At 67.9% G+C, this 22,336-nt stretch carries 21 protein-coding genes; 16 read left to right on the forward strand and 5 right to left on the reverse strand.

The window, feature by feature from the left end; genetic code table 11:
• Window positions 1-241: 241 nt before the first annotated feature.
• From BPET_RS16675 to BPET_RS16730, 12 genes are all read left to right on the forward strand, one after another.
• The gene (locus BPET_RS16675) at window positions 242-1,393 is read left to right on the forward strand and encodes an acyl-CoA dehydrogenase family protein (RefSeq protein ID WP_012250190.1); all 1,152 of its coding nucleotides are present in this window, start codon (window positions 242-244) and stop codon (window positions 1,391-1,393) included.
• Window positions 1,394-1,404: 11 nt separating this feature from the next.
• Window positions 1,405-2,424: an acyl-CoA dehydrogenase family protein gene (locus tag BPET_RS16680; protein ID WP_012250191.1), complete on the forward strand. Its 1,020-nt coding sequence runs from the start codon at window positions 1,405-1,407 to the stop codon at window positions 2,422-2,424.
• Window positions 2,421-3,635: a CaiB/BaiF CoA transferase family protein gene (locus BPET_RS16685; RefSeq protein ID WP_012250192.1), complete on the forward strand. Its 1,215-nt coding sequence runs from the start codon at window positions 2,421-2,423 to the stop codon at window positions 3,633-3,635. Before BPET_RS16680 ends, BPET_RS16685 begins: the two co-directional genes overlap by 4 nt.
• Window positions 3,616-4,617 carry a quinone oxidoreductase family protein gene (locus BPET_RS16690; protein ID WP_041863014.1) on the forward strand — a complete coding sequence of 334 codons (1,002 nt, stop codon included), beginning with the start codon at window positions 3,616-3,618 and terminating at the stop codon, window positions 4,615-4,617. The genes BPET_RS16685 and BPET_RS16690 overlap by 20 nt, the downstream gene beginning before the upstream one ends.
• 24 nt (window positions 4,618-4,641) lie before the next feature.
• Window positions 4,642-5,763, forward strand: a complete 1,122-nt coding sequence (locus BPET_RS16695; RefSeq protein WP_012250194.1) for a mandelate racemase/muconate lactonizing enzyme family protein — start codon at window positions 4,642-4,644, stop codon at window positions 5,761-5,763.
• 84 nt (window positions 5,764-5,847) lie between these two features.
• The gene (locus BPET_RS16700) at window positions 5,848-7,032 is read left to right on the forward strand and encodes an ABC transporter substrate-binding protein (RefSeq protein WP_012250195.1); all 1,185 of its coding nucleotides are present in this window, start codon (window positions 5,848-5,850) and stop codon (window positions 7,030-7,032) included.
• Between the two features lie 28 nt (window positions 7,033-7,060).
• A complete protein-coding gene (locus tag BPET_RS16705; RefSeq protein WP_012250196.1) occupies window positions 7,061-7,921 on the forward strand; it encodes a branched-chain amino acid ABC transporter permease in 861 nt (286 codons plus the stop codon).
• Window positions 7,918-8,925: a branched-chain amino acid ABC transporter permease gene (locus tag BPET_RS16710; protein WP_012250197.1), complete on the forward strand. Its 1,008-nt coding sequence runs from the start codon at window positions 7,918-7,920 to the stop codon at window positions 8,923-8,925. Before BPET_RS16705 ends, BPET_RS16710 begins: the two co-directional genes overlap by 4 nt.
• Window positions 8,922-9,677, forward strand: coding sequence for an ABC transporter ATP-binding protein (locus BPET_RS16715; protein WP_012250198.1), 756 nt, complete (start codon window positions 8,922-8,924; stop codon window positions 9,675-9,677). Before BPET_RS16710 ends, BPET_RS16715 begins: the two co-directional genes overlap by 4 nt.
• Window positions 9,678-9,679: 2 nt before the next feature.
• A complete protein-coding gene (locus BPET_RS16720) occupies window positions 9,680-10,456 on the forward strand; it encodes an ABC transporter ATP-binding protein (RefSeq protein ID WP_012250199.1) in 777 nt (258 codons plus the stop codon).
• Window positions 10,453-11,547, forward strand: a complete 1,095-nt coding sequence (locus BPET_RS16725; RefSeq protein ID WP_012250200.1) for a mandelate racemase/muconate lactonizing enzyme family protein — start codon at window positions 10,453-10,455, stop codon at window positions 11,545-11,547. Before BPET_RS16720 ends, BPET_RS16725 begins: the two co-directional genes overlap by 4 nt.
• A gap of 106 nt (window positions 11,548-11,653) precedes the next feature.
• Window positions 11,654-12,028 carry a tautomerase family protein gene (locus BPET_RS16730; protein WP_012250201.1) on the forward strand — a complete coding sequence of 125 codons (375 nt, stop codon included), beginning with the start codon at window positions 11,654-11,656 and terminating at the stop codon, window positions 12,026-12,028.
• A gap of 30 nt (window positions 12,029-12,058) precedes the next feature.
• On the opposite strand, the gene BPET_RS16735 is transcribed toward BPET_RS16730, so the two are convergent.
• Window positions 12,059-12,952, reverse strand: a complete 894-nt coding sequence (locus BPET_RS16735; RefSeq protein ID WP_041863016.1) for a LysR family transcriptional regulator — start codon at window positions 12,950-12,952, stop codon at window positions 12,059-12,061.
• A gap of 137 nt (window positions 12,953-13,089) precedes the next feature.
• Between BPET_RS16735 and BPET_RS16740 the strand changes: the two genes are divergently transcribed.
• Complete coding sequence (locus tag BPET_RS16740; RefSeq protein ID WP_012250203.1) at window positions 13,090-14,778, forward strand: thiamine pyrophosphate-binding protein; 1,689 nt, start codon at window positions 13,090-13,092, stop codon at window positions 14,776-14,778.
• Between the two features lie 24 nt (window positions 14,779-14,802).
• Here BPET_RS16740 and BPET_RS16745 read toward each other — a convergent pair whose 3' ends face one another.
• A complete protein-coding gene (locus BPET_RS16745) occupies window positions 14,803-15,753 on the reverse strand; it encodes a LysR family transcriptional regulator (RefSeq protein WP_231852606.1) in 951 nt (316 codons plus the stop codon).
• Between the two features lie 71 nt (window positions 15,754-15,824).
• Here BPET_RS16745 and BPET_RS16750 point away from each other — a divergent pair, with 71 nt between their 5' ends.
• From BPET_RS16750 to BPET_RS16760, 3 genes are read left to right on the forward strand one after another with little or no spacing between them, the layout of a single operon-like run.
• Window positions 15,825-17,075 carry a CaiB/BaiF CoA transferase family protein gene (locus BPET_RS16750; protein ID WP_012250205.1) on the forward strand — a complete coding sequence of 417 codons (1,251 nt, stop codon included), beginning with the start codon at window positions 15,825-15,827 and terminating at the stop codon, window positions 17,073-17,075.
• Window positions 17,072-17,539: a MaoC family dehydratase gene (locus BPET_RS16755; RefSeq protein ID WP_012250206.1), complete on the forward strand. Its 468-nt coding sequence runs from the start codon at window positions 17,072-17,074 to the stop codon at window positions 17,537-17,539. Before BPET_RS16750 ends, BPET_RS16755 begins: the two co-directional genes overlap by 4 nt.
• Window positions 17,540-17,588: 49 nt before the next feature.
• Window positions 17,589-18,560, forward strand: a complete 972-nt coding sequence (locus BPET_RS16760; protein WP_012250207.1) for a Bug family tripartite tricarboxylate transporter substrate binding protein — start codon at window positions 17,589-17,591, stop codon at window positions 18,558-18,560.
• Between the two features lie 45 nt (window positions 18,561-18,605).
• Here BPET_RS16760 and BPET_RS16765 read toward each other — a convergent pair whose 3' ends face one another.
• The 3 genes from BPET_RS16765 to BPET_RS16775 all read right to left on the reverse strand — a co-directional run bounded on the left by BPET_RS16765 (window position 18,606) and on the right by BPET_RS16775 (window position 21,872).
• Window positions 18,606-19,844: a quaternary amine ABC transporter ATP-binding protein gene (locus BPET_RS16765; protein WP_012250208.1), complete on the reverse strand. Its 1,239-nt coding sequence runs from the start codon at window positions 19,842-19,844 to the stop codon at window positions 18,606-18,608.
• Complete coding sequence (locus BPET_RS16770; RefSeq protein ID WP_012250209.1) at window positions 19,841-20,698, reverse strand: ABC transporter permease; 858 nt, start codon at window positions 20,696-20,698, stop codon at window positions 19,841-19,843. The genes BPET_RS16765 and BPET_RS16770 overlap by 4 nt, the downstream gene beginning before the upstream one ends.
• A 172-nt stretch (window positions 20,699-20,870) precedes the next feature.
• Window positions 20,871-21,872 carry an ABC transporter substrate-binding protein gene (locus BPET_RS16775; protein WP_012250210.1) on the reverse strand — a complete coding sequence of 334 codons (1,002 nt, stop codon included), beginning with the start codon at window positions 21,870-21,872 and terminating at the stop codon, window positions 20,871-20,873.
• Window positions 21,873-22,336 lie beyond the last annotated feature (464 nt).

Here is a 22,336-nt window from a genome sequence, read left to right on the forward strand (position 1 = left end):
TTTTACACACTCAGCAAGGGATCCATTTTTTGCGGGCAAGCTCACAGCGTATGCGCGCCGCATGCGGCGAGTCCAATACCGTTTGGGGGCCGGCCGATACCGCAACGGTATCACTGCCTGGCAACGAAGGGCCGCTGGGCTATGCCGATACGAAAAGAGTATGGATCAGCCAAAAAAAAATATTAGACAAGTCTCAGCCCCAGGGGGGATAGTCCTTCGCAAAGAGAAGGGACACGGAGACATGATCGATACCCTTGAGCTGACCGCCATACCCGCCGCCGACGAGGCGCTGCGCAACGATATACGCGAATTTCTGGCCAGCGCCATGGCGGGCATTCCGGCCGACCAGCGGGCGCGCTCGTGGATGGGCTTCGATGCCGGCTTCAGCCGCGCCCTGGCGGCGCGCGGCTGGCTGGGCATGACGCTGCCGCGTGAATATGGCGGCGCCGACCGCGGCCATTTCGCGCGCTTCGTACTGTCCGAAGAATTGCTTTGCGCCGGCGCGCCGGTGTCGGCGCACTGGATCGCCGACCGCCAGAGCGCTCCGCTCATTCTCAAGTACGGCACCGAAGCGCAGCGCCAGTTCTACCTGCCGCGCATCTGCCGCGCCGAAGCCTTTTTCTGCATCGGCATGAGCGAGCCGAATTCGGGGTCCGACCTGGCCAGCATCCGCACCCGCGCCGAGCCGCGCGACGGCGGCTGGCTGCTCAACGGCAGCAAGATCTGGACCACCAACGCCCATCGCTCGCATTACATGATCGCGCTGGTGCGCACGTCGGGCACCGCCGCCGACCGCCACCAGGGGCTGTCGCAAATGATCATCGACCTGACGCTGCCCGGCGTCACGGTACGGCCCATCGAAGACCTGGCCGGCGACGCGCACTTCTCGGAGGTATTTTTCGATAACGTCGCGCTCGACGCCCAGGCCCTGATCGGCACCGAAGGCGACGGCTGGCAGCAGGTCAACGCCGAACTGGCATTCGAGCGCAGCGGCCCGGAACGCATCTATTCCAGCATGGCGCTGGTGGAATGCTGGCTGGCGCACTGCCGCGCCGCGGGCATCGACGACGCGGCCACCGCCGCTACGCTGGGCGACATCCTGACGCAACTGGCCACGCTGCGAGCGATGTCGCTGGCCGTGGCGGGCCAACTGGCGCGCGGGCGCAGCCCCGCTACCGAAGCCGCGTTGGTCAAAGACCTGGGCACCGAGCTCGAACAACGCATTCCGGACCTGATCGCACAGACGGCGGACCGGCGCCCCGACATCCCCGCCACGCCCGAACTGCTGCGCACGCTGGCCTACGTGGAACAGGTCAGCCCCACGTATTCGCTGCGCGGCGGCACGCGCGAGATTCTGCGCGGCATCATCGCACGCGGCCTGGGCCTCAGATAGGAAGGAACACGATGGATTCTCTGTTCGGCGACTCCGCCCACCGCCTGTTTGCCCAGGCCTACCCAGCCGACGTGCTGCGCGCCGCCGAGCGCGGGCAGGCCGACGCGGCCTGGCAGGCGGTGGAAGACTCCGGCTTCCTGGACGCATTGCTGCCCGAAGATGCCGGCGGCGCCGGCCTGTGCCTGGCCGACGTGGCGCCGCTGGCCCAGGCCGCGGGCTGGCACGGCGTGGGCGCGCCTGTCATCCAGACCATGCTGGCGCGCGCCTGGCTGCAAGCCGCCGGGCACGCGCCGCGGCCTGGCCCGATCGCGCTGGCGCCCTGGTCGGCCCGTACGGACGCCGGCGGCATCGAGGCCCGCTCGGTCGGCGCCGCGCGCGCCGCCCAGTGGATTCTGATCGCCGCCCCGGACACGAGCGGCGCCCGCCTGCTGGCGCGGGCCGATGCCCAGGAAACGGCGTCAGGCGGATACGGCAGCCTGGACGCCGACCTGTGCTGGCCCGCGGCCGCGCTGGCGGCGGCCACGCCGCTGAACGTGCCCGGCGCCGCGCTGGCCGACCTGGCCGCCACCGCCTACGCCGGGCTCATCGCGGGCGGCCTGGAACGCATCCTGCAACTGACCGTGGAATACGCCAGCCAGCGCACGCAGTTCGGCAAGCCCATCGGCCGCTTCCAGGCCGTGCAGCAGCAACTCAGCGTGCTGGCCGAACACGTGTGGGCCGTGCGCGCGGCCGCCCAGCTGGCCTTCCAGGGCCGGGGCTGGATGCCGCAGCCGCTATTGGCCGCCCAGGGCAAGGCCCGCGCCAGCGCCGCCGTGGCGCGCGCCGCCGACATCGCCCACGCCGTGCATGGCGCCATCGGCATCACGGCCGAATGCGACCTGCAATGCTATACGCGCCGGCTGCGCGAATGGCGTCACGCCGCGGGCGGCGAACAGTACTGGAACCTGCGCATCGGCAGCCACGCGCTGGCGGCGCGGGGCCTGTCGGCGCTGGACTACGTGCGTACCCACCTGTACGCGGCAGCCGAATGAGCGCGCCCGGCCATTCCAACCCGCTGCCCCTGGCCGGCGTGCGTGTGCTCGATCTCAGCCGCGTGCTGGCTGGCCCCTGGTGCACGCAGACCCTGGCCGACCTGGGCGCCGATGTCTGGAAAATCGAGGCTCCCGGGCGCGGCGACGATACCCGCAGCTGGACGCCGCCCGACGTGGGCGGCGAGTCTACGTATTTCATGTGCGCCAACCGCAGCAAGCGTTCGCTGGCCGTCGATCTGCGCCACCCTGAAGGGCGCGCGCTGGTGCAGCGCCTGGCCGCCCAGGCCGATGTGCTGGTGGAAAACTACCGGCTCGGCGCGCTCGCCAAGTTCGGACTCGACTACGACACGCTGTCGCGGGCGCACCCCCGGCTGATCTACTGCTCGATTTCCGGTTATGGCCGCACGGGTCCGCGCGCGGCCGAACCCGGCTACGACTTCGTGATCCAGGCGGAAAGCGGACTGATGTCGATCACCGGCGAGCCTGACGGCGCGCCCATGAAACTGGGCGTGGCCATTACCGACCTGGTTACCGGCATGAATGCCACGCAGGCGATTCTTGCCGCGCTGCTGGCGCGCCACCAAAGCGGCAAGGGGCAACTGATCGACCTGGCGCTGCTCGACAGCGCGGTCAGCGTGCTGGCCAATGTCGGCGCGGGCTACCTGGCGGCGGGACACGCGCCCCAGCGCTTCGGCAACGGACACCCCACGGTGGTGCCTTACCAGATTTTCGCCACCGCCGATGGCGCATTCGCGCTGGGTGTGGGCAACGACACGCAGTTCGCCGCGCTGTGCGCCGCGCTGGGCCAGCCACAGTGGGCCCAGGACGAACGCTATCGCACCAACCGGGCTCGCGCGCTGAACCGCGCCACGCTGGTGCCCGAGCTGCGGCGCATTTTGCTGACGCAGTCGAGCGCATACTGGCTGGCGCGCATCCGCGCCGCCGGCATTCCGGCCGGCCCGGTACGCACGGTGCCGCAGGCGCTGGACGCGCCGGAAATCGCCGCGCGCGGCCTGCTGGCCGACACCGCCGACGCCGTGCACGGCTCGCTGCGCCTCATGCGCTCGCCCCTGCACCTGCGCGGCACGCCGCCGCGCGAGCCGGCCGCGCCGCCGCGCCTGGGCGAACATACCGACGAGGTGCTGGCCCAGGTGCTGGGCGCCAGCGCCGCCGACATCCAGGGCTGGCGCGATGCCGGCGCCGTGGCCTGAGGCGCGCGCCGTGAACCAGGCCGTCATCCTCGATACGCACGGCGGGCCGGAAGTCCTGCGCGTGACCGACCGCCCCCTGCCCGCGCCGGCGGCGGGCGAGGTAACGGTGGCGCATCGCGCCGTGGGCGTCAACTGCATCGACCTGTACTACCGCGGCGGCCGGTACCCGCACCCCTTGCCGCACGGGCTGGGCTTCGAGGGCGCGGGCGTGGTCGAAGCCGTGGGCAGCGGCGTGGCGGGCCTGCGGCCTGGCGACCGCGTGGCCTACGCCACCGGTCCCCTGGGCGCCTACGCCCAGGCCCGCAACCTGCCAGCCAGCCACATCATCAAGCTGCCGCCCGACATCGGTTTCGACACCGCCATGGCCATTCTGTATAAAGGTCTGACAGTGCAATACCTGTTCCGCCAGGTCTATCGCCCGCAGGCCGGCGAAATCGTGCTGTTTCATGCCGCGGCCAGCGGCGTTGGCCTGATCGCCTGCCAATGGGCGCGCCTGCTCGGCGTGCGGCTGATCGGCACTGTCAGCGACAGCGCACGCGGCGCCCTGGCGCGCGAGCATGGCGCCTGGCGCACCATCGACACCCGTCATGAAGACGTGGCGGCGCGCGTCATGGCGCTTACCGATGGCGCCGGCGTGGCGGCGGTATACGACGGCGTGGGCCGCGACACCTGGCTGGATTCGCTCGCCAGCCTGCGTCCGCGCGGCCTGCTGATCAACTTCGGCGACGCCTCGGGCCCTGTCGCCGGCGTGGCGCTGTCGGCGCTGCAGAAAAAATCGCTGTACCTGACCGTCACCAGCCTGGCCGCCTACATGAATACGCCGGCCCGCCTGCTGGCGGCGGCTTCCGAATTGTTCAGGCACGTGCGCGCCAAGGCGCTGCACGCACACATTCCACGCCACTACCCGCTGGCGCAGGCAGCCCGCGCCCACGCCGCGCTGGAAAAGCGCAGCATCGCCGCCGCCGTCCTCATACCCAGCTAACCCCACGGATCCGGAGAGCACTCCATGTCGAACGCCGTACGCATTACCGCCCTGCACACCCGGCTTGCCAGGATTCCCCTGCCGCGCCCGCTGAAGACCTCGATCCATGAAATTGCCGACGTCTGCTGCCTGCTGGTCTCGCTGGAAACCGACGCGGGCGTCACCGGCGAGGGCTACGGCTTCTGCTTCAATGCAGACAGGCTGGGGGCCATCGCGCAGTTCACACAGTCGCTCGCCCCGTTGGTGGTGGGACGCGACCCGCACGATGTCGAGGCGCTGTGGACGGATTTCCTGCGCGGGTGCAACTTCTACGGCCAGAGCGGGGTATCGATACTGGCCTACAACCCCATCGACATCGCCTGCTGGGACATTGTCGGCAAGCTGGCCGGGCGGCCGCTGTACAAGCTGTTCGGCGCGCACCGCGAACGCGTGCCGGTATACGCCAGCGCGGGCCTGTGGCTGTCGTCCAGCCGCGACGAGCTGCGCGACGAGGCGCGGCAGTTTCTCGCGCAGGGTTTCAAGGCCATGAAGATGCGGCTGGGCTCGCCCGACTGGAAAGAAGACATCGCGCGGGTGGAAGTCGTGCGCGATGCCATCGGCGAACAGGTCACCCTGATGGCCGACGCCAACCAGGGTCTGGACCTCACCCGCGCCCTGCGCCTGGGCCGCGAGCTGGCCCGCTTCGACCTGGCGTGGTTCGAAGAGCCCGTGCCCACCTGGGACGACGACAGCGCCGCCGAAATCGTGCGCCGGCTGCCCATGCCCATCGCCAGCGGCGAAACCGAATACACCCGCTACGGCATCCGCCGCATGGCGCGCGAGCGCGCGGCCGGCGTATTCATGCCCGACCTGCAGCGCATGGGCGGCTATACCGAAATGCTCAAGGCGGTGCGCTACCTGGCCGCCCACGACCTGCCGGTAGCGCCGCACATCTTCACCGAACACAGCCTGCATATCGTGGCAGCGGCCGGCAACGCCACCTGGGCCGAGCACATGCCCTGGTTCGAGCCGTTGTTCCACGAGCGCATGGAAATTGGCGCCGACGGCTGTATCGCGGCGCCCGACCGCCCCGGCACCGGCTTCACATTCGACTGGCAGCGCATCGACCCCTACCTGATTTCGCCACGCACGGCCGGCGGCAGCTGAGCGTGGACAGGCGCGCCCGCCATGGGCGCGCGCCTTGCCGCAGAACACCACCCATTGAAGTGGATAGAACATACGGAGACGAGCATGATCAAGAAATTCGCAGCACCCTTGTTTTGCCTGTCCGCCCTGGCGGCGGGTGTCCTGCCTGCCCACGCGGCCGATGCGCAAGGCGAACCCATACGCATCGGCTGGCTGTCGTCGCTGACCGGGCCGCTGTCGTCGGCCGCCATCGCCGAGAACCAGGGCGTGCAGTTCGCCGTGGAAGAAATCAACAAAGCCGGCGGCATCAAGGGCCGCAAGCTCGAATTGCTGACGCGCGACACCGCCGGCGATCCCACCAAAGCGGTCAACTACGCCAAGCAGCTTGCGTACGAAGACAAGGTCGCCTACGTGATCGGGCCGGTGAACTCGGGCGAGTCGCTGGCGACGGTGCCCATCCTGGCCCGCGCCGGCATCCCCAACCTGATCATCGGCACGGTCGACACACTGACCGACCCCAAGAAATATCCCCTGGCGTTCCGCGTGATCAACACCAACGAGCAATGGATCAGCTCTGCTAACAAGTATGCGCTTGAAACGCTCAAGCGCAAGAAGATCGCCGTGATCGGCGACACCACCGGCTATGGCGCGTCCTCGGCCAAGCGTGCCGCCGCCCTGCTCGAAGACGCCGGCATCAAGCCGGTGTATTCAGTGCTGATCGATCCCAACAAGACCAGCGTCACCGATGAAATCCAGAAAGCGCGCGATGCCGGCGCGGACGTGATCATGCCCTGGTCGGCCGCCACCGGCCTGCTGGCCCGCATCCTGAATGCGCGCGGCAACCTGCAGTGGGACGTGCCCGTGGTGGGCCACCCCGCGCTGATGGGGCTGCCGATCCGCGACCTGCTCAACAAGCCGGAGTACTGGGACAATACTTACGCGGCAGGCTACGCCAGCACCACGTACGACGCCAACGGCAAGCTGCCCGAGCGCACCCAGGCGCTGATGGACGCCATCAGCCCCAAGCTGGGCGGCAAGATCGACTTCACGTTCTGGTGGGTGGCGCTGGGCTACGACACGGTCAAGATCATCGAGCACGCCGTGCAGCAGACTGGCGGCACCGACGCGCAGGCTTTCCGCAAGACGCTCGAAGGCACGCGCAACATGCCCGGCGTATATGCCGACTACACCTGGACCCCGGACGACCACAACGGTTTCCCCGACTCGGCCATGGTGCTGAACCGCGCCAACACCTTCAAGGACGGCAGCTTCCAGCTCGCCCCCCAGTGACACGGCATTCATTTCAGGAGTCTTCTCCATGCTGACCGTCCTCGTGACCGGGCTGGCGATCGGCGCGCTATACGCGGCCGCTGCGCTCGCCTACAACGTGATGTACTCCACCTCAAAGGTGCTCAGCATCACCACGGGCCACCTGTTCATGCTGAGCAGCATCGTCGGCGCCTGGCTGATCGGCGACCTGGGCCTGCCCATCGTCGTCGGCCTGGCCGGCGCGGTGGCGGCCGCCGTGGTGTTCGGCCTGGTCACCGAGGCCGTGGCGATCCGCCGCATCCTGGCGCGCTCGGACGAACACCTGTGGCTGCTCAGCACCCTGGCCCTGGCCACCATCGTGCAGCAGTCGGTGGGGCTATGGTGGGGCACCGAGCCGCGCGCCTTTCCGCGCCTGATCCCGCAGGACTTCACCGCCGGCGTCTGGGACCAGAAGTACTGGCTGCCGATCGGCTGCGTGGCGCTCCTGGCGCTGGGGCTCGACCTCTTCTACCGCCGCACCCTGTTCGGCAAGGTGTTCCTGGCCGTGGCCGAAGACGCCTACGCCGCCCGCGCGCGCGGCATCTCGACCGAGCGGGTGCGCGCGTTCTCGTATGGCCTGGCGGGCCTGCTGGGCGGGTTGGTGGGCTTCGCCGCCGGGCAGCTCACGTTCGCGTTCTTCGCGCTGGGCCTGACGCTGACGCTGTACGGCTTCATCGCGCTGGCCGCGGGCGGGCTGGGCAGTAATGCCGGCGCCATCGTGGGGGGCTTGACGCTGGGCCTGCTGAGCACATTCGCCACCTACTTCTTCGGCGGCGAATACCAGCAAACCATCGCGGTCGGGCTGCTCATGGCCTTTCTCCTGATCAAGCCCGAAGGCTTGTTCGGCAACAAGCAGGTGCGCCAAGTATGAAAACTCAACGCAAGATCCACTGGCCGCTGGCCATCGGCGTGGCGGCGCTGGCCACCCTGCCCTTCTGGGCCGGCAACCCCTACCAACTGCACGTGGCCACCTTGATAGGCACGTACTGGATCCTCATCGCCAGCCTTAACCTGGTGGTGGGCTATACCGGCCTGCTGTCGATCGGGCACGTCGGCCTGCTGGCGATCGGGGCCTATACCTTCGCCATTCTCACAGGCGCCTACGACACCAGCCCCTGGGTCGCCATGGCGGCGGCGGCGGTGCTGTGCGGAGCCTGCGGCTTTCTGCTGGGCCTGCCATCGTTGCGGTTGCCGGGCTTTTATTTCGCCATGGCCACCATGGCCTTCGCGCTGATGGTGACCGAGTTCTCGCTGGCCAGCGACGAGCTTACCGGCGGCGGCGCGGGCCTGAGCGTGGCCTCGTTCGACGCGCCGTTCGACAGCCCTTCCGGCCTGTACTGGCTGGTGGCGGCGGTGGCCGGGATCGTCAGCTGGCTGGTCTGGAACCTGGCGCGCTACTCATGGGGCCGCGCCATGATCGCCCTGCGCGACAGCACGGTCACCGCCGCGGCCACCGGAATACCCGTGTTCCGCGTCAAGCTGGCGGTGTTCACCTTCAGCGGCGTGACGGCCGGCATCGCGGGCGCGCTGTTCGCCTCGCTGCAAAGCTACATCACGCCCGAGACCTTTGTCTTCGAACTCAGCCTGTTCTTCTTCGTGTGCATCGTGATCGGCGGGCGGGGCGTCATCATGGGCCCGTTCGTGGGCACCATCGTGCTGGCCGCCCTGCCCGAGCTGGTCGCGCCGCTGGCGCGCTGGGGCCAGCTGTTCTACGGCATCCTGCTTCTGCTGGTGGTGTTGCTGGTGCCGGAAGGCATCGGCAGCATCGTGCGCGTGCTGCGCGACAAGTTCCGGCCGCGTCGTCCGGAAAAGCACGTGGTCTCGCCCGACCTGCCTCGGCTGGCCGCGGCCATACGCGGAGGACGCGAATCATGATGCAGCTCTGCGCCAAGGGCGTCACCAAGCGGTTCGGCGGCATCACCGCCGTCGACGACGTCACCCTCACACTGGCCGAAGGCGAAATCCACGGCCTCATCGGCCCCAACGGCAGCGGCAAGACCACGTTGCTGAACCTGCTGTCGGGCTACTACCCCATCGACGGCGGCACGCTGCTGCTGGGCGATGCCCCCATCACCCAGGAGTCGGTGCAGCGGCGCGCGCTGCGAGGCATCGCGCGCACCTTCCAGAAACCGCGCCTGCTGGGCAGCCTGAGCGCCTGGCAGAACGTCATGCTGGGCAGCTGGAAGCACAGCAACGCGGGCTTCCTGCCCACCGCGCTGGCGCTGCCCGGCATGCGCCGGCTCGAACGCCAGGCCCGCGACCTGGCCTACGAAATGCTGTGCGGCGTGGGCCTGGAGCGTGTAGCGGAACGGCCTGCCAACATGCTCGATCATGCCGAGCAGCGCTTCCTGGAAATCGCGCGCGGCCTGGCCATGCGGCCGCGCTTCATCCTGCTGGACGAGCCGGCCGGCGGCCTGACCGAACACGAGATCGAGCAACTGGCCCGCATCGTGACCACACTGCGCGAGGCCGGGCTGGGCGTGCTGATCGTCGAGCACCACACCGACTTCGTGTTCCGCTTGTGCGACCGCGTCACCACGCTGAACCTGGGGCGCATGATCGCGCATGGCACGCCTGGCGAAGTCCGTGACAACGCCGAAGTCATTCGGGTTTACCTGGGAGCCTGACCATGCAGAACCCTCAACGTACTCATGGCTCGGCCCCGGTGCTGCTGGAAGTGTCGGGCCTGCAGGTGGCCTACGGCAAGGCGCAGGTAGTGCATGGCGTGGACCTGCGCGTGCACCAGGGCGAATTCGTGGTCATGCTGGGCCGCAATGGCGCGGGCAAGACCTCGATGCTGCATGCGGTGGCCGGCCTGATCCCCAAGCGCGCCGGCCGGGTCACGTTCCGGGGCCGGGACATTACGGCGGCCGACGCGCGCGCCGCGGTGCGGGCCGGCATCAACGTCGTACTGGAAGGGCATCGCGTTTTCACCGGCCTGACCGTAGAAGACAACCTGCTGCTGGGCACCTACGCCACGCATCGCCACGGCGACCGCAAGCGCCTGCCGCGCATCTACGATCTGTTCCCCGAACTGGCTGAAAAACGCCTGCAACCGGCCTCGCGGCTGAGCGGCGGGCAGCAGCAGATCCTGGCCGTGGCGCAGGGCGTGATTGCCGAACCGGAGCTGCTGATCCTGGACGAGCCTTCCGGCGGGCTGGCCCCGCTGGTGGTAGACCGTATCCTGACGGTGGCCAAGGACCTGACCCGCGGCGGCATGGCCGTGCTGCTGGTCGAACAGCTGGTCAAGGAAGCCCTGCGTTTTGCCGACTACTGCTACCTGGTCGAGACCGGCCATATCGGCGGAGAAGGCACGCCCGCCGAAGTCCAGGCCGGTGAACTGATCCAGCGCATTTACCTGGGCGGCGGGCATGCGCCCGCCGCCCCTTCCGGAGCCGCATCATGAAAATCACCTCCATCGAGCCCATCGTCGTCTCGATACCGTACGGCCACGACGGGCCGCCCACCGGATTCGGCGGCACCGTGTGGTCGAAGCTGAACTATCTGCTGGTCAAGGTGCAAACCGACGACGGCCTGGTCGGCTGGGGCGAGGCATTCGGCTATAACGCGATTCCCGCCACCGTGGCGGCGCTGGAACAGATTGTCGGCCCGCTGGCCATCGGCCGCGAGGCGGGCGACATCATGCAGCTGATGGAAGACCTGAAACGGCCGCTGCATATTTTTGGCCGCAACGGCCCGGTCATGTACGCGCTGTCGGGACTGGATATCGCGCTATGGGACCTGGCCGGCAAGCGCGCCGGCATGCCGGTGTGCCAATTGCTGGGCGCGGGCTCGCGCCGCTCGGTCACGGCCTACACCAGCCTGATGCGGCTGCATGAGCCCGCCACCGTGGCCACCGCCTGCGAGCGCGCGCTGGAACGCGGCTTTCGCCGGCTGAAGCTGCACGAAATCACCGTACCCGCGGTCGCGGCGGCCCGCCAGGCGCTGGGCGGCGACGTGGACCTGATGCTGGACGTGAATTGCGCCTGGCCCGCCGACGAGGCGCTGCGCATGGCGCGCCGGCTGGAACCCTATCAGCTGAAATGGCTGGAAGAGCCGGTCTGGCCGCCCGAAGACGTGGCCGGCCTGGCGCGCCTGCACCGCGAAGCGCGCGTGCCGCTGGCCGCGGGCGAGAACGTCGGCAACGCATGGGCCTTCCAGCCGCTGGCCGATTCCGGCGCGCTGGATTATTTCCAACCCAGCATCACCAAGGTCGGCGGCATCACCGAGTTTCGCGCCGTGGCCGAACTGGCGCGGCGCCACGGGCGCGCGGTGGCGCCCCACTCGCCCTACTTCGGCCCGGGCTTGCTGGCTACGCTGCAGATGGCGGGCGTGTACGCCCATATCGACGGCATCGAGATCTTCGGCGTGCAGCTCGAATCGGGCCTGTTCGGCGCGGTCGGCATGCCCGGCCCGGACGGCGAGATCGCCATTCCGCAAGGTCCGGGCCTGGGTTGCGACCCCGATCCGGCCATCGTCGCGCGCTACCGGATCTGAACACGACGCGCACACCGCCGGCATCCGCCGGCCCGCCGCGGGTTGCTATGATTGCCCGCATCCGTCCCCCCGGGCGGGCCACGGCCCGCCCCAACCAGGAACTGCCATGCCCATACTGAATATCCAGATCATGCAAGGCCACAGCGCAGCCCAGAAGGCCAGCCTGCTGAAGAACTGTTCGCAGGCCGTCGTCGACAGCATCGCCGCGCCGCTGCATTCGGTGCGCATCGTGCTCGACGAAGCCGCGCCCGAGCACGTGATCGTGGCAGGCGAAATCGGCAAGCCCATGGCTCTGGTGCTGGCCCGCCTGATCGTCGGCCGCAGCGACGAGAAAAAAGCCGCCCTGATTGCCGCCTTGAACCAGGCCGTGCATGAAAGCATCGGAATCTCGGGCGAAGATGTCCGCGTCATCATCACCGACGTGCCCAAGAGCGACATGGGCGTGGCTGGCGGCCTTACTGCGCAGGCCGCGGGCCGCTGAAGCGAAAACCATCCGCGCGCCTGGCGATGATCAAGGCTTGAACGCCTGGGTCGCCACGTCCAGGAAATTGCGCACGGCCGCGCTTTCGGCCGATGGTTTCCACGCCAGCGATATCCCGATGGATGCGCTGGCGGGAAAATCCATCAGCTTCTTGTAGATGACGTGCCGGCTGTTGAAGCGGCGCGACACCGACGGCACCAGCGCCACGCCGAAACCGGCCTCGACCAGGCTGAGCACGGTCTGCACCTGGATCGCTTCCTGCGTCACCCGGGGCATGAAGCCGCGCAACTGGCAGGCGTGGATGGCGGCCGTGCGCAGGCCAAGAGCGTCCGCGCCCGAATACAAAATGAAGCCTTCGTCCGACAGGTCTTTCAGCCGGACCGTGGCGCGCTGCGCCAGCGGGTTGCTCTTGGGCACGGCCAGCACGAAGGTCTCGGTGAACAACGTCGCCAGGCGTGTGTTCGAGCCAATGGCCACCGGCACGCGCACCACGCCGATGTCGAAAGCCTCTTCTTCGATGCCCTGCATGAGGCGGATGGAAATCGCCTCGCGCAGTTCTAGCTCCACGCCGGGATAAAGCGCGCGAAAACGCGGCAGGATGCGCGGCAGCACCTCGTGCGTGGCCGAGCCCACGAAGCCGATGCGCAGGGTGCCCAGGTCGCCGGTCGAGGCGGCTCGCGCGGCCTGGCGAAACTGCGCCGCATGAAACAACGCGCGCCGCGCCTCGGCCAATGCCGCTTCGCCGCTTTCGGTCAGCTTGACGCCGTCTTTGCCGCGCGTGAACAGCGTCACGCCAACCTCGGCCTCCAGCTTGCGTATCGACACCGATAGCGGCGGTTGCGCCATGTGCAGTTTTTCGGCGGCGCGACGAAAATTGAGAGTTTCGGCCAGCGTCAGGAACTGCTGGAAATGCTTGAAATCCATGGTCTCCCCCAAAGGCCGGTGATACCGGCAGCGTATCGGTTTTTCGAAAAATAATATTGGAACAGTTGACCCGCGCGCAATATCCTGCCTTATCAATGGCGCCACGCGCCACCCCCAGAAGAACATCGGAGACCCCCATGACCCACACCTCCGCGCCGCGCGCCGGCGGGCAGCTGCTTGCCGACGCGCTGGCCATCAATGGCGCCGACATGGTTTTCTGCGTGCCCGGCGAAAGCTATCTGGCCGTGCTCGACGGCCTTTACGAACATCGCGACCGCGTGCGCGTGATCACCTGCCGGCACGAAGCCGCCGCCGCCAACATGGCCGAGGCGCACGGCAAGCTGACCGGCCGTCCCGGCATCTGCTTTGTCACGCGCGGCCCCGGCGCCACTCATGGCAGCACCGGCGTGCACACCGCCCGCCAGGACTCCACGCCGATGATCATGTTCGTCGGGCAGGTGGGCCGCGACGCCGCGCAACGCGAGACGTTCCAGGAGGTTGACTACCGGCAGATGTTCGGCGGCCTGGCCAAGGGAGTCATCCAGATCGAAGATGCTCGGCGCGTGCCGGAACTGGTGGGCTATGCCTTCCAGCTGGCCGTGGCGGGACGGCCGGGCCCGGTGGTGGTGGCCTTGCCGGAAGACATGCTGACCGATGTCGTGCAGGTGGCCGATTCGCCGGCCTGGCAGCCCGTGCAGGCCGCGCCCGATGGCGCGCAGATGCGGCAGCTGGGCACGATGCTTGGGCAAGCCGAGCGGCCGCTGATGATTGTGGGAGGCAGCGGCTGGACCGCACAAGCCGCGCAAGACATCGCCGGCTTCGCGCAAGCCCACGGCATGCCGGTGGCCTGCGCATTCCGCCGCCAGGACATCGTGAACAACGACCACCCCTGCTATGCGGGCGACCTCAGCCTGGCGCCCAGCCCCGCATTGGCGCAGCGCGTGCGCGACAGCGATTTCCTGTTGGTGGTCGGCACACGGTTGGGCGAGGCATCCACCCAGGGCTATACGCTCATCGCCAACCCCGACCCGGGCAAGCCGATGGCGCATGTGCTGGCGGGCGCCGAGGAACTGGGCCGGGTCTACCGTCCGGCGCTGGCCATCAATGCCGCGCCAGCCGCCTTCGCCGCCGCCGCGCTGCAACTGCCCGCCACGGGCTCGCCCGCGCGAACAACCTGGGCGCGGCAGGCGCACGACGACTACTTGCAATGGCAGGCAGTGACCGACGTGCCCGGCAAGGTCAACATGGGCCACATCGTGCGCCACGTGCGCGAACGCGTGGCCGGCGACGCCATCATCACCAATGGCGCCGGCAACTATGCCATCTGGGTGCATCGGTACTACACCTACCGGCGCCGCGGCACACAACTGGCGCCCACCTGCGGCGCCATGGGCTATGGCGTACCGGCGGCGATCGCCGCGCAACTTGCCCATCCGCAACGCCAGGTGGTGTGCTTTGCCGGCGATGGCTGCTTCCTGATGAGCGGTCAGGAGCTGGCCACGGTGACGCGCTATGCGCTGCCCATCGTGTTCATTGTGGTCAACAACGGCATGTACGGCACCATCCGCATGCACCAGGAAAAAACCTATCCGGCGCGCGTCATCGGCACCGAGCTCACCAATCCGGATTTCGCCGCCTATGCCCGCTCGTTCGGCCTGCACGGCGTCACCGTGACCGACACGGCGCAGTTCGCGCCGGCCTTCGATGCCGCGGTGCGCGAACGGCGCGCCACGCTGATCGAGATACAGGTCGACCCGCAGGCCATCACGCCGGCCGCCACGCTGGACCAGCTTCGGCGGCAGGCCGCGACGGCCGCCTCGCATTGAGCGGCGGCCGGACGGCCGCAAGACTCATCTTCCCGAAGCGCCCGCGCCCCCCTTGCGTGCCCCGGCCCGCCGATGCGCGGCCGGGTGGTTCGCCAACAGCATCACGTCGCGCAGCTTCAAGACCGGCGCGCAGGACGTGTCGCGATGCGCCACCAGCGACAAGGCCAGCGCGTCGCGCGCATCCGCGTCCAGCAGATCCGCGAACACGACGTGGGGGGTAGAGTACGCGCGCGTCACGCCCGGCACCAGCGCCACGCCCAGGCCGCTGGCCACCAGGCTCACCAGCGTCTGCACCTGAATCGCTTCCTGGCTGATGCGCGGTGAAAAACCGGCCTTGCGGCATAGGGCCTGGGCCACGCCATACAACCCCGGCACTTTGTCCGGCGCGTACATCACGAACGGTTCGGACCGCACCGCCTGCAGCGACACCGGGCCGCCGGCCAACGGATGCGCCGCCGGCAGCGCCAGGATCAGGCTGTCACGCTCGACCACCCAGGCCGACAGCGACGTATCTTCGGCCAGCGGGCCGCGCACCAGCCCGGCATCGAGCTCGTTGGCCCGCAGCATCTCGGCCAGGCGCACGGTGCTGTCTTCGCGCAACTCCAGTTCCACATCGGGATAGCGATGCCGGAAGGCCGGCAGGCAGCGCGGCAGCAGCATGTAGGTGGCCGACCCCACGAACCCCAGCCGCAGCCGGCCCAGTTCGCCCAGCGCGACCCGGCGGGCCGACTGCCGCGCCTGGTCGGCATGGAACAGCGCCCGCCGGGCGTCGTCCATCAGTGCCGCGCCGGCGGGCGTCAGCGACACGCCCTTGGCGCCGCGCTCCAGCAGCAGGACGCCCACGCTGTGCTCCAGCTTCTGTATGGACACCGACAGCGCGGGCTGGGCAATGTGCAGCGCCTCGGCGGCGCGCCGGTAGCTGCCGAGCTCGGCGATGGTGACGAATTGGCGCAGCTGGCGCAGGTCGATAGCCATAACAAATTCCATATCACGCTATACGAACGCCATATTAGACGCTTATGCGCCGGATGATTAGGATTTGCTCCATGCCGTCATCCACCCTCCTAGAAAACAGCGCCCTGGCCGGCGTGCGCGTGCTGGATCTGACCTCGATCGTGTTCGGTCCCTACGCCTCGCAGATTCTTGCCGACTACGGCGCCGATGTCATCAAGATCGAACCGCCCGAGGGCGACTCCACGCGCCGCACCGGCCCGCAGCAGGAGCCAGGCCTGGCGGCCATCTTCCTGGGCATCAACCGCAACAAGCGCAGCGTCTCGCTCGACCTGAAGCAGGCTGGCGCGCGCGACGCCCTGCTTGCCCTGGTGGACGACGCCGACGTGCTGATGCACAGCATGCGGCCCGCCAAGATGGCGCGCCTGGGCCTGGACCCCCAGACCCTGTGCGCGCGCAATCCGCGCCTGGTCTATGCCGGCCTGTACGGCTTTGGCGAAGGCGGCGCATATGCCGGCCAGCCCGCTTACGACGACATCGTTCAGGGCTTGAGCGGCGTGGCCGACATCGCGCAGCGCCAAGGCGGCACGGCGCGCTACCTGCCCACCATCGCGGCCGACAAGACCTGCGGGCTGGTGGCCGCGCACGCCATCCTGGCTGCGCTGTTCCAGCGCGAGCGCACCGGCCTGGGGCAGCAGGTGGAAGTGCCCATGTTCGAGTCGATGGCGTCCTACCTGCTGGTAGAACATTTCTACGGCCGCCATCTGCAAGACACCCCCGGGCCGGCCGGCTACCCGCGCGTGCTGGCGCCCTGGCGCCGCCCGTACCAGACGGCCGACGGCCTGCTCTGCATGATGCCCTACACCGACGCGCACTGGCGGCGCTTCTTCACCGAGACCGGCCACGCCGACCTGGCCGACGATGCGCGCTTTGCCGACATCGGCGCGCGCACCCGCCACATCGACGCCTTGTACGAGCAGGTCGGCGCCATCGTGGCCGGCCACGACACCGCGTACTGGCTGGCGCTGTGCCAGCGCCTGGAAATACCCGCCGCGCCCGTCAACCGCCTGGAAGACCTGGAACACGATCCGCACCTGAGTAGCGTGGATTTCTTTGTGCCGCTGCAAAGCGCCGCGGGCCACCGCTACTGCTTCCCGCGCAGCCCGGTGCGGCTGCAACGCTCGCGCGTCGAGCCTTCCATGCCGCCGCGGCTTGGCGAACACACCCGCGAAGTGCTGCGCCAGGCCGGTCTGGACCCTGCCCGGATCGAACGCCTGCTCGCCAGCGGCGCGGCCCTGGACCACGGCAATCCCGATCCGCTTTCGCTCACCAAGGACACAGCATGACCGAAAACCAAGCCCCCCTGCTGGGCCAAGGCTACTACTGGCAAGACCTGCAGGTCGGCCAGCGTTTTCGCACCTTTCGGCGCACCGTCACCGAAACCGACATCGTCAATTTCATCAGCGTCACGGGCATGCTCGAGACCATATTTATCGATGCCACGTACGAGCACGGCGCCATCCGCGGACGCCCCGCGCCCGGCGCGCTGACCTACGGCCTGATCGAAGGCCTGCTGATGCAGGGCATGGTGCAGGGCACGGGCCTGGCGCTGCTGGAAGTGCACAAGAAAATGCTGGCGCCCGTGGTCGCGGGCGACACCGTGTGGGCCGAAGTCGAAGTCACCGGCATCCGCCCCACGTCGAAACACAACCGCGCCGTGGTCGACTCTGCGATCGAGGTGCGCAACCAGCACGGTACCCCTGTCATGTCATACACCGCCACCCGCATGCTGGCCGGCCGCCCAGGCTGAACGCACGGCGCCGGCAAGCCCAGAAGCAACAACGACAAAAGGAGACAACATGAAAACTTGCCTGAAGATCCTCGCCACGCTGGCCATTGCCAGCTCCACCACAATCGCCCTGCCCGCAGGCGCGGCCTGGCCGGAACGCCCCGTCACGGTGGTGGTGCCGTTCCCGCCTGGCGGCCCCACTGACCTGGTCGCGCGCGTGCTGGCCAAGCAACTGGCCGACCAGACCGGCCAGAGTTTCGTGGTCGAGAACAAGGGCGGCGCCAACGGCAACATCGGCATGCAATACGCCGCGTCGGCCAAGCCTGACGGCTATACCGTGCTGTACAACACTTCGTCGATCGCGCTCAGCCCGAATCTGTACCGCGACCTGCCGTTCGATCCGGTCAAGGATTTCGCCGCCGTGTCCTCCACCGCTGTGATCCCGCTGGTGCTGCTGACGCACCCGTCGGTGCCGGTGAGCAATGTGCGCGAGTTCGTGGACTACGCCCGCGCGCACCCCGGCAAACTGTCGTACGGTTCGGCGGGCGCCGGCAACGTCACGCACCTGGGCGCCCTGCTGTTCCTGCGCTCGGCAGGCGTGCAAGCGGTGCACGTGCCCTACCGCGGCAGCGCGCCGGCCATGACCGATCTGGTCGGCGGCCAGGTGCAGTTCATGACCAACACGTTGAACGATTCGCTGGGCTTCGTGCGCGAAGGCAAGCTGAAAGCGCTGGCGGTCAGCAGCAAGGTGCGCAGCCCCCAATTGCCCGACACGCCCACCCTGGCCGAAACCGTGGTGCCCGATTTCGAGATGGGCGCGTGGCAAGGCATGGTGGTGCCCGCCGGCACGCCGCAGGAAATTGTCGATGCGCTCAATGCGCAGATCCGCAAGGCCCTGCAATCGCCCGCCGTGCTCAAGCAACTGGCGGCCCAGGGCGCGCAGCCGCTGGGCGCCACGCCACGCGAATACGGCGACTATATCCGCGCCGAAATCGCGCGCTGGCGCGACGTGGTGCAGGCCGCCAACGTGCGGCTCGACTAAAACAAATAGTGAAACGTCAGGCGCCAGGCGCCTGACCGTCCACCATCACGCCGCGGACCGGCTCGGGACCGTTTCCTCGTGGCCGGCTTCGGCCTCGGGCTGCGGCTCGACCGACGCGGGCGTGACCAGGTCCACGACCTTCTTGCGTGACAGCATACCGATGAACTCGTCGTCCTCGCCCGTTACGGCCACGGGCTGGTCGCTGTGCACCAGGCGGGCCAGCACTTCATCCAGGCCGGCAGTGGCCGGCACCGAAGCCAGGTCTTCGACGAACGCCGACACATCGCGCGCGCCGGCCTCGACAGCGCGCTGCGCCACGTCGGCCGTCAGCACGCCGGCCAACCGCTTGCCATCGAGCACCGGGGCGTATTCGAAGCTGAGCGCACGCATGCGGTCCAGCGCGTGGGCCGGGCGCGAGCGCATGGTCAGCGTCAGGCGCGGAGGGTTGACCGCGTGCGCCGCGTTCAGCACCTTGGTGCGGTTGACGTCCTGCAGGAACGCCTGCACATAGTCATTGGCCGGATTCAGCAGAATGTCTTCCGGCGTGCCTTCCTGCACCAGTTCGCCGTCTTTCAGGATGGCGATGCGGTTGCCCAGGCGCAGGGCCTCGTCCAGGTCGTGCGTGATGAACACGATGGTCTTGTTCAGCTTGGCCTGCAATTGCAGCAGGTGGTCCTGCATCTCGCGGCGAATCAGCGGATCCAGCGCCGAGAAGGCCTCGTCCATGAGCAGAATTTCGGCATCGGTGGCCAGCGCGCGGGCCAGGCCCACGCGCTGCTGCATGCCGCCCGACAGCTGGTGCGGATACTGCGCCTCGAAGCCGTTCAGGCCGACCTGGTCCAGCCAGCGGCGCGCGCGCTGCTCGCGCTCGGCCTTGGGCACGCCTTGCACGGTCAGGCCGTAGGCAGCGTTGTCCAGCACCGAACGATGCGGAAACAGCCCGAAGCGCTGGAACACCATACTCATTTTCTTCTGGCGGAAGGTCTCCAGCTCGCGCTTGCCCAGGCTGACGACGTCGACGCCGTCCACCAGGATGTGGCCCGCGCTGGGTTCGATCAGCCGGTTGAAATGGCGGATCAGCGTCGACTTGCCCGAGCCCGACAGGCCCATGATCACATAAATGCTGCCTTCTTCGATCGACAGGCTGATGTCGCGCAGGCCCAGCGTATGGCCGCTCTTGGCCAGCAGGTCTTCCTTGCTCATGCCTTGCTGCGCCGCCGCCAGCCATTTGCCGGGGTTGGGACCGAAGACCTTGTAAATGTTCTTGACCTCGATCTTGCTCATCGGTGGCCTCCTTTGCGTACGCGATGCCCATAGGACTGCGTGATGCGATCGAACAGCACGGCCAGCACCACGATGCCCAGGCCTGCCAGCAGGCCGCGGCCGACTTCCAGGCGGTTGATGCCCAACAGCACTTCATAGCCCAGGCCGCGCGCGCCGATCATCGAAGCGATCACCACCATCGACAGGGCCATCATGGTGGTCTGGTTGATGCCGGCCATGATGTTGGGCAGGGCCAGCGGCAGCTGCACGCCGAACAGCTGCTGGCGCGGCGAGGCGCCGAACGCGCGCGAGGCTTCCAGCACTTCGCGGTCGACCAGGCGGATGCCCAGGTCGGTCAGCCGGATCAGCGGCGGCACGGCGTAGATCACGGTGGCGATGATGGCCGGGATCTTGCCCAGCCCGAACAGCATCACCACGGGAATCAGGTAAACGAAGCTCGGCATGGTCTGCATGACGTCGAGCAGCGGCAGCATGATGGAGCGCAGCCAGTTGGCGCGGGCCATCAGCACGCCCACCGGGATGCCGATAATGACCGACAGGCCGGCGGCCATGATCATCAGCGCCAGCGTCTGCATGCCGGCATCCCACAGGCCCAGCAGGCCGATGACGCACAGCAGCGCGCCCATGGCCACGCTCAGGCCGATGCGGCGGCTCACGCCCCAGGCGATGGCGATGGTGGCCGCCACCACGATCCACCAGGGCGTGCTGCGCAGCAGGTGCTCCAGCCACACAAGTACGTCCAGGAACGGGCGCGACATCGCTTCCAGCGTGTCGGCATAGCGCGTTACGAGGTGATCGACGAATGTGTCGATGGCGCCGCGCACGGCGCGCGGCGGGATAATTTCAGGAAACATAGGCAACTCCTTACGAGCGTGCCGCGGGCGATACGGCCGGACGGTTGCCGGCCAGCCGCATCGCCCCCGGCGCGCGGGCCCGGGGCGCGCGGCCTTGGCCGCGCACGGGCAAAACGCCGGACAGGCCGGCGGCGCGCGCCATCACGGCGCGGCGCGGCGGCCTGCTTGCCGCTTACAGCGCGGCCTGGACGCGCGTCGCGACCTCGGCGGGCACCCACTTGGTCCAGACATCGGACTTGTTCTTCAGGAACCACTGGGCAACGGCGGACGAATCGTCGCCGGACTCTTCCATGTGCGCCAGGGTCTGGTCGACCTCGGGCAGCGGGATGCTGACTTTGGACAGGAACTCGGTCAGCTTGGGGGCCTGCTTCGAGAATTCGGTATTGACGGCGGTGAACACCGGGTTCTCGGGGTAGGCGCTGGGCTGCGGGTTCGCGCACTTGGGCGCGGTCAGGCACTTATGCTTTTCCGCATCGTAGGGCGGCAGTTCCAGCTTGACCAGATCCAGCGCGCCCACCAGCGGGGTGGGATACCAATAGTAGAACACCACGTTCTGCTTGCGCTTGTAGGCCGACATCAGGGCGGCCTTCTGGGCTGCGCCGGTGCCGGGCGAATACAGCGTATAGGTGTCGTCGAGCTTGAGCGCATGGAACAGGTTGGTGCTGACGACTTCGCAGCCCCAGCCGGCCGGACAACCATAGAAGCGGCCCTTGGAGGGCTCTTCCGGGTCCTTGAATTCGTCCTTGAACTTGGGCAGGTCGGCGGCCGACTTCAGTTCCGGCAGGCGCTCGGCGGTATAGCGCGGAATGAACCATGCCTCGCCGCCCATGTAGACGTCGCCGATACGCTTGACCTTGCCGGTCTTCTCGGCCTTGTCCCAGGGGGCCGACACGCTGTTCAGCCAGATTTCGGTGTTGATGTCTAGATCGCCGCGCTCCAGCGCGGCCAGCGCGGGCAGGGTCTCGGTGGGCAGGGTTTCGGTCTTGCAGCCGTAGCCCTTTTCCATGATGAAGCGTTCGATATCGACCAGCACCAGGTTGGACTCCCAGTTCATGCCGCCGAACTTCACGGCGCGATCGAGCTCGCACTGGGGAGCGTCGGCCGCCTGGGCGGTGCCGGCAAACGCAAGAAACACCGCCGCGGCGGCCAGGGTTTTAATAGGGGTGAAACGCATTGGCTTTTGCCTCCATAGGTTCAGGGACACAACGGCAGCGGACAGCGCTGTGTTATGCCGTGGAGCTAAGGGGGTTGTGCGGAAGACGGGCAGAACCGCCAATACAAACCGACACTAGCAGCAAGACGCGAGGCCGGTGGCGGCGACGGTCTTGTTCAGACAGCAGGGCCGACGCATAGCCAGAATGGCTGGCATCGGACTGACAGTAAATTGAATGAAACTGAATGAAGAAGCCGGCATCTTAGCCGATTTTGCCCTGGACACCAAGCTTGTATCAGAAAAGATCAGATACAAATAGCCAAGAATTGCCTAGGGAAACCACTGACGAACCGGCGCTACAGCCCCAATTCACGCGGTATTGCGGCGCAACATAACGTTGAAATATTTAGTTTCTTATAGTTTCTAACAGACAACGTTTGCCCCGATGCCCCGCCCTTCGCGGGCCGGGCATCGGGCCGGGCCGG

The sequence above is a fragment of the Bordetella petrii genome (assembly GCF_000067205.1).
Classification (GTDB): Bacteria; Pseudomonadota; Gammaproteobacteria; order Burkholderiales; family Burkholderiaceae_B; genus Bordetella_A; species Bordetella_A petrii.